Raw genomic sequence first — 274 nt, 5'->3', positions numbered from 1 at the left:
TGGATCTTCGGTCACCCCGAGGTGTACATCATCGTGTTGCCGGCGTTCGGCATCGTGTCCGAAGTGCTCCCGGTCTTCTCGAAGAAGCCGCTCTTCGGCTACCCGTTCGTCGTCTTCTCGGGTGCGGCCATCGGCTTCGTCGGCTGGGGAGTGTGGGCGCACCACATGTTCGCCTCCGGTCTCGGTCCGGTGTCGGTCGCCGTGTTCTCGGTCGCCACCATGGCGATCGCGGTGCCCACGGGCGTCAAGATCATCAACTGGACGCTCACGATGT

1 protein-coding gene is annotated in these 274 nt (G+C 63.9%); it reads left to right on the top strand.

Annotation, left to right across the window (positions count from 1 at the left end; all coding sequences use genetic code 11):
- Positions 1 to 274: cbb3-type cytochrome c oxidase subunit I (locus ON45_RS20605; protein WP_040496689.1), on the top strand; the 274-nt coding region annotated here is incomplete at both ends.

Source organism: Ilumatobacter nonamiensis YM16-303, assembly GCF_000350145.1.
Lineage (GTDB): Bacteria > Actinomycetota > Acidimicrobiia > Acidimicrobiales > Ilumatobacteraceae > Ilumatobacter_A > Ilumatobacter_A nonamiensis.
Note: the sequence above shows the minus strand (reverse complement) of the source record. Positions and strands in the feature narration are given on the sequence as shown.